Source organism: Mesorhizobium sp. M4A.F.Ca.ET.022.05.2.1 (assembly GCF_003998845.1).
Taxonomy (GTDB): domain Bacteria; phylum Pseudomonadota; class Alphaproteobacteria; order Rhizobiales; family Rhizobiaceae; genus Mesorhizobium.
This window is the reverse complement of record NZ_RZOJ01000331.1, coordinates 1-6,647: the sequence shown is the minus strand read 5'-3', so window position 1 is coordinate 6,647 and position 6,647 is coordinate 1. Positions and strand designations below refer to the sequence as shown.

General features: G+C 64.4%; 6 protein-coding genes and 1 pseudogene. 6 read left to right on the top strand and 1 reads right to left on the bottom strand.

What is annotated here, in order from left to right; all coding sequences use genetic code 11:
- Positions 1-1,160, top strand: a 1,160-nt coding sequence (locus EN745_RS26555) for a VWA domain-containing protein (RefSeq protein ID WP_145992141.1), incomplete at its 5' end; no start/stop codon positions are given.
- A 28-nt stretch (positions 1,161-1,188) separates the two neighbouring features.
- On the opposite strand, the gene EN745_RS26550 is transcribed toward EN745_RS26555, so the two are convergent.
- Positions 1,189-1,890, bottom strand: a complete 702-nt coding sequence (locus EN745_RS26550) for an MgtC/SapB family protein (protein WP_245482341.1) — start codon at positions 1,888-1,890, stop codon at positions 1,189-1,191.
- Between the two features lie 227 nt (positions 1,891-2,117).
- Here EN745_RS26550 and EN745_RS26545 point away from each other — a divergent pair, with 227 nt between their 5' ends.
- From EN745_RS26545 to EN745_RS26525, 5 genes and pseudogenes are all read left to right on the top strand, one after another.
- Entirely contained in the window at positions 2,118-3,092 is a 975-nt protein-coding gene (locus EN745_RS26545; RefSeq protein ID WP_126056081.1) for a sugar-binding transcriptional regulator, read from the top strand.
- A gap of 45 nt (positions 3,093-3,137) precedes the next feature.
- Positions 3,138-4,583: an extracellular solute-binding protein gene (locus EN745_RS26540; RefSeq protein ID WP_127422632.1), complete on the top strand. Its 1,446-nt coding sequence runs from the start codon at positions 3,138-3,140 to the stop codon at positions 4,581-4,583.
- Between the two features lie 152 nt (positions 4,584-4,735).
- Positions 4,736-5,656 carry a sugar ABC transporter permease gene (locus EN745_RS26535; RefSeq protein WP_126056079.1) on the top strand — a complete coding sequence of 307 codons (921 nt, stop codon included), beginning with the start codon at positions 4,736-4,738 and terminating at the stop codon, positions 5,654-5,656.
- Positions 5,657-5,665: 9 nt separating this feature from the next.
- Positions 5,666-6,523 carry a carbohydrate ABC transporter permease gene (locus tag EN745_RS26530; protein ID WP_126056078.1) on the top strand — a complete coding sequence of 286 codons (858 nt, stop codon included), beginning with the start codon at positions 5,666-5,668 and terminating at the stop codon, positions 6,521-6,523.
- A 5-nt stretch (positions 6,524-6,528) separates the two neighbouring features.
- Positions 6,529-6,647, top strand: a pseudogene (locus EN745_RS26525) (ABC transporter ATP-binding protein); the annotation flags it as partial.

The following is a 6,647-nucleotide window of genomic DNA, read 5'->3' as shown; positions in this document are numbered from 1 at the left end:
GCGCCGACGATGCGTCCTCGTCGGCACTCTCCGCCGAGGATCGGCGGCTTTCGGCGGCGCTCGACGCGCTTTATGGCGACAACAGCGGCGACACGGCCGGCGATCCGCGCAAACGGCGCGGCGGGCTCGGCCGCTCGGCGCCGCGCGTCGCGCAATGGATGGGTGATATCCGCTCGTTCTTTCCCGAGCAGGTCGTCCAGGTCGTGCAGAAGGACGCCTTCGAGCGACTGAACCTGAAGCAGATGCTGATGGAGCCGGAGTTCCTCAAGGCGATCGAGGCGGACGTCAATCTCGTCGCGGATTTGGTCTCGCTGCGTTCGGCGATGCCGGACAAGACCAAGGATATCGCCCGTTCGATCATCTCCGACATCGTCGCCAAGCTGATGCAGCGCCTCGAGCAAAAGACCGCCGAGGCGATCCGCGGCGCGCTCGACCGGTCGCGGCGCACCAACCGGCCACGGCAGCGCGACATCGACTGGCCGCGCACCATCGCGGCGAACCTTCGCCACTATCAGCCCGACCACAAGACGGTCGTGCCGGAAAGGCTGGTCGGCTTCATGCGGCGTCAGCGCCGGCTGGTCGACCTCGACGAGGTGACGCTGTGCGTTGACCAGTCCGGCTCGATGGCAAGCTCGGTCATCTACGCCTCTATCTTCGCTGCGGTGATGGCCTCGCTGCCGGTGGTGCGCACCAAGCTGGTCTGCTTCGACACGGCGATCGTCGACCTGACGGAGGAGCTCAGCGATCCGGTCGAGGTGCTGTTCGGCGTCCAGCTTGGCGGCGGCACCGACATCAACCAGGCGGTCGCCTATTGCGCCGAGCGGATCGAGCGGCCGACCAAGGCGCATTTCATTTTGATCACCGACCTCTACGAGGGCGGCAACGGCCAGGAGCTTCTCAAGCGGCTGGCAGCGCTGGTCCGGTCGGGCGTCAATGTCGTCGTGCTGCTGGCGCTCACCGATCAGGGTCGTCCCGGCTATGATCCCGCGATGGCTGGATCGGTCGCCGCGCTCGGGGTTCCGGTTTTCGCCTGCACGCCCGATCATTTCCCAGATATGACGGCGGCAGCGCTGCGTCGGGAAGACATCGGCGCCTGGGCGGCAGGGGCGGACATCAAGCTGATCCGAGCCGACACCGAACCACTCAAGGCAGGCGAGTAAGCCTGCCGCTGCGGCCGTTCAGCGAGGATCAGGCCGCCTTCTCGCTGATCAGCTCGAAGCGCTCGACCTCGCAGTGCCGGCCGACCACGGCCAGGATTTCCACCGAAGGCTCGACGGCATCCGGTTGCTTCCATGCGAGATTGAAGGAATGGACGAACCGGTCGCGGTCGGCGTCATGCTCCATGCCGATAAAGCGCGCGTCATAGCCGAGCGGACCGACCATGTCCCTGAGAACCGGCGGAGAGCCATTCGGCCATGAGACCGCCAGGATCGCATGGTGGTCGCGCGGGATCCTGAGGTCGACCCATTTCAGCGCCTGCAGCGTCACCAGCGTCATCACCGTCGCGATCGCGCCAAGGCCGAACTGGCCGCCGCCGAAGGCGAGGCCGATCATGGTCATGATCCACATCGTGGCGGCGGTGGTGACGCCGGTCACGAGATCGCCGCGCCGCAGGATGGCGCCGCCGCCGATGAACCCGACGCCGGTCAGCACACCCAACGGAAAACGCAGCACGTCCATGCGGACGAAAGAGTCCGTGCCCTTGCCGGCCACGTCGAGCAACATATTGGCCTGGATCATGGCGATGGCCGCGGCAAGGCCGACCAGTATTGTCGTTCGCAGCCCGGCGGTATGGCCGCGTGCCTCCCTGTTCAGACCGATCAGGAAGCCCGCCAAGAGTGTGAAGACGAGCCGCGCGGCGAGGTCGGGCCAGGTCGGGTGAAGCGGCATATCGCAGCAAAGCGGCTCGAACATCGTTCAAAGAGGCGCGCGCGCCGCGCCACTCCTTGTTCCCAACGACTTCAACCCCGTTGAAGGGCTGAAGGTTCCTTGGCGGCCCGGAGCACTGGCGCCGTCTATCGCGCCCCTTGCACGATTTTGAGACAGGCGCCGCTTGACTCCGGTGTAGCCTTGTGAAAAATTTTGCAGCAACTGATAAAAATATCAAAAGGGCGGAAATGGTTGGGTTCGGCAACGGCCTCCTGCGCGACGATGAGACCAGCATGGCCGCTCGCGCCGCCTGGCTTCACTATGCCGGCGGCCTGACCCAGGCCGAGGTCGCCAAGCGGCTCGGCCTGACCAGCCTCAAGGCGCATCGCCTCATCACCAAGGCCAACCAGGAAGGGCTGGTTAAGGTCTATATCGACGGCGAGATCTCCGAATGCGTGGCGCTGGAGGACGAACTGTCCGGCCGCTACGGTCTCGACTATTGCGAGGTGGTGCCGGACTTCGATCCGGAAGACCTGCCGCTCAAGGCGCTGGGCATTGCCGGCGCTCAGTTCCTCAAGCGCGAGATCGAGCGCGGCGAGGGCACCCTGATTGGCGTCGGCCATGGCCGCACGCTCGCGGCCTGCGTCGAATACCTGCCGCGCATCTCGGCCGACGGGATCCGCTTCGTCTCGCTGCTCGGCGGCCTGACGCGCAAATTCTCGGCCAACCCGCATGACGTGATCCATCGCCTCGCCGAGCGCACCGGCGCCGAGGCCTATGTCATGCCGGTGCCGATGTTCGCCAACACGGTCGAGGACCGCGCCGTGCTGCTCGGCCAGAAGGGCGTCAGCGAGGTCTTCGATCTCGCCAGGTCCGCCGACCTGCTGCTGGCCGGCATCGGCACCGCAGAGCAGGAGGCCTCGCTGGTCGCCACCGGCATGATCGACAAGGGCGAGATGGAGGAGACCCGCCGCAACGGCGCCGTCGGCGAACTGCTTGGTCATTTCTTCGACGAGGCCGGCAAGCCAGTGGCGACCACGGTTTCCAGCCGCGCCCTGGCGCTCGCCCGCGAGGACATCGCCAACCGCAGGATCGTCGCCGTCGCCGGCGGCAAGGTGAAGGTTCGAGCCATCAAGTCAGTGCTGGAGGGCCGCTACCTCAAGGGCCTGATAACCGACGAGCGGACGGCGCGATCGCTCGTGGAACAGACGCCGGTCGGGTAGCCGGCACCGCTTTGGTTGAAACTACCCTGTGGAGGAGAAGAGGACATGCATGAGAAAGAAAAAGACCTGATCGACGCGTTCCTGCGTGGACAAGTCGACCGCCGTGGACTGATCAGGGGACTGGGCGCCATGGGCCTTGCCGCAAGCACCGCCGGTGTCTTGCTCAATCTGGGCCAGACCCGCGCGCTCGCCGCCGATTTCGACTGGCAGGCGCACAAGGGCAAGACCGTCAAGCTCTTGCTCAACAAGCATCCCTATGCCGATGCGATGATCGCCGACCTCGACAATTTCAAGCAGCTGACCGGCATGAACGTCGTCTATGACGTGTTCCCGGAAGACGTCTATTTCGACAAGGTCACCGCGGCGCTCTCGGCGAGCTCCTCCGAATACGACGCCTTCATGACCGGCGCCTACATGACCTGGACCTATGGCCCGGCCGGCTGGATCACCGACCTCAACGAGTGGATCAAGGACCCGGCCAAGACCAATCCGAAATATGCCTGGGACGACTTCCTGCCCGGCGTCAAGAACTCCTGCGCCTGGAACGGCAAGCCCGGCGGCGCGCTGGGTTCGGAAGACGCCAAGCAATGGTGCATTCCGTGGGGCTTCGAGCAGAACAACATCACCTACAACAAGGCGATGTTCGACAAGGCCGGCGTCAAGGTTCCCGGCAGCATGGACGAGATGGTGGCAGCGGCCGCCAAGCTCACCAAGGATGTCGGTGGCGGCGTCTATGGCATCGGCGTGCGCGGTTCGCGCTCCTGGGCGACGATCCATCCGGGCTTCCTGTCGGCCTATGCCAATTTCGACCAGAAGGACCTCAACGTGTCGGCCGACGGCAAGTTGTCTGCTGCCATGAACACCGCCGAATCCAAGGCCTTCCACAAGCAATGGGTGCAGATGATCCAGGAGAGCGGCCCGAAGGACTGGTCGACCTACACCTGGTACCAAGTCGGTACCGATCTCGGCGCCGGCGCCTCGGCGATGATCTTCGACGCCGACATCCTCGGCTACTTCATGAATGGCGGCACCAACAAGATGGCCGGCCAGCTCGCCTTCGCCGGCTTCAAGGCCAATCCGGCCGCCAAGGCGCCGACGCCCAACATCTGGATCTGGTCGCTGTCGATGTCCAACTTCTCCAAGGACAAGGACGCCACCTGGTACTTCATGCAGTGGGCTTCCGGGCTCGACCATTGCCTGTTCGGCGCCACCAAGATGGACTTCGTCAATCCGGTCCGGCAGTCGGTCTGGAAGGACGAGGTGTTCCGCGAGAAGCTGAACAAGAGCTATCCGGGCTATGTCGAGATGTTCGACGCCTCGGCGCCCGGCGCCAGCATCAAGTTCACGGCGCAGCCGCTGTTCTTCGACCTAACCACCGAATGGGCCGCGACGCTGCAGAAGATGGTGGCCAAGGAAGTGCCGATCGACGAGGGCCTCGACAAGCTGGCCGAGAGCATCAACGGCCAGCTCAAGGAGGCCGGCCTCGGCTGATATCGGGCAGCGGCTGGCACGCAACGCGGGCCAGCCGCGACCCTCAACGACACTCGCGAGGCGAAGCGGTATGCTTCGCCAACGCCCGACCGGCCGCCTTGCTCCCTTGGGCGGCCGGCAGGGCGGAGCAACCGGGATAACGGAAGAGCGCGATGACCGCGGCGACGACAGTCCACAGACCCTCCGGCTTCAGGATCAGCAAGCGGGTTCTGCCCTATCTCCTCAGCCTGCCGGCGCTCCTGGTCTGCATCGGCATCCTGATCCCGTTCCTGACCTCGGTGGTCTATTCCTTCCAGCGCTACCGGCTGAGTCAGCCATGGGCCAGGCAGTTCAACTGGGGCGACAACTACATTTCCTTCTTCACCGACCCGAAGTTCTGGAACACGCTCGAGGTGTCGCTGCTCTATGCCGGCATCACCGTGGTGCTCGAACTGCTGCTCGGCCTCGGCATCGCCATGCTCCTGCAGAAGCGCTCGACGCTGAACAACTTCATTTCGATCATGCTGTTGATGCCGCTGATGACGGCGCCGGCGCTGGCCGCCCTGATGTGGAAGCTGATGACCAATCCCGGCTTCGGCGTGCTTAGCTACCTTGCCAGCCTCATCGGCCTGCAGGACTTCCGCTGGGCCTCCTCGCCGTCGACAGCGCTGCTCACCGTCGTGCTGGTCGACATTTGGGTCTACACGCCCTTCATCATGATCCTGCTGCTTGCCGGCCTGCGCAGCCTGCCGACGCAACCCTTCGAGGCGGCCGCGCTCGACGGCGTGCCGAGGAGCTTCGTGTTCTTCCGCATCACCCTGCCGATGCTGACGCCCTATATCCTGACCGCGACGCTGTTCCGCCTGCTCGATTCAATCCAGCAGTTCGACATCATCTACGCGATGACCCAGGGAGGGCCCGGCGACACGCTGACCGTTTTCCAGGTCGAGGCCTATCTCAACTTCTTCCAGTCGACCAATGTCGGACGCTCGGCGGCGCTGATGATCATCCTGTGGGCGATCACCTATTTCCTCTCCAACATCTTCATCAAGAACTGGCTCCGGCTGCGCGAACGCGCCCGCGGCCAGGCATAGGAGGCAGGGATGGAACACACCTCGCTTCTCGAACGCATCCTGCGCGGCGTGGCGCTCACGCTGGTGGTCATCTTCTTCATGTTCCCGATCGCCTGGATCTTCATGATGTCGTTCCAGACCAACGAGACGATCCTGCGCATCCCGCCGCAGCTGATCTTCGAGCCGACGCTCGCCAACTACACGGCGCTGATCACCGGCAAGCTGGTGACGGCGGCCGGAACGCTCGACATCGCCTTCATGCGCAACCTTTGGAATTCGGTGTTCCTGTCGGTCACCTCGGTTGCCGTCTCGCTGCTGCTCGGCGTGCCCGCGGCCTATGCTTTCGCCCGCCACAAATTCCGCGGCTCGGAGGACATCGCCTTCACGCTGCTGTCGTTCCGCTTCGCGCCGGCGCTGCTGGTGCTGTTGCCGCTCACCCTCTATTTCCAGAAGCTTGGACTGGCTAACACCTATATCGGGCTGATCTGGGTCTACCAGCTGATCTGCCTGCCGCTCATCCTGTGGATCGTGCGCGGCTATTTCGAGGACATCCCGGCCGACATCGAATACGCCTATCGGATCGGCGGCCATTCCTGGTTCGCCACCTTCCGCAAGATCGCGCTGCCGCTGGCCGGGCCGGGCATCGCCGCCGCCGGCCTGCTCGCCTTCATCTTCGCCTGGAACAATTTCGTCTTTGCGCTGGTGCTCGCCTCCGCCGACAAGCAGCCGGTGACGGTCGGCGCACTGGCCTTCATCACCTCGTCCGGCATTCAATACGGCCAGATCTCGGCCGCGATCGTGCTGTCGATCACCCCGACGCTGGCGCTTGCGCTCTACGCGCAGCGCTATCTCGTCGAAGGCCTGTCGCTCGGCGCCGTGAAAGGGTAGCTCCGATGGCCAGCCTCGAACTGAAAAATGTCGTCAAGCGCTACAAAAGCCAGACGGTCCTCGACAATCTGTCGCTGACCGTCGCCGACGGCGAAACGCTGGTGCTGTTCGGTCCGTCCGGCGC

Bases quoted from the DNA above. Each gene is read 5' to 3' on its own strand.
- EN745_RS26535 (WP_126056079.1), top strand. From the start codon at position 4,736: ATGACCGCGGCGACGACAGTCCACAGACCCTCCGGCTTCAGGATCAGC.
- EN745_RS26545 (WP_126056081.1), top strand. From the start codon at position 2,118: ATGGTTGGGTTCGGCAACGGCCTCCTGCGCGACGATGAGACCAGCATG.
- EN745_RS26550 (WP_245482341.1), bottom strand. From the start codon at position 1,890: ATGCCGCTTCACCCGACCTGGCCCGACCTCGCCGCGCGGCTCGTCTTC.
- EN745_RS26530 (WP_126056078.1), top strand. From the start codon at position 5,666: ATGGAACACACCTCGCTTCTCGAACGCATCCTGCGCGGCGTGGCGCTC.
- EN745_RS26540 (WP_127422632.1), top strand. From the start codon at position 3,138: ATGCATGAGAAAGAAAAAGACCTGATCGACGCGTTCCTGCGTGGACAA.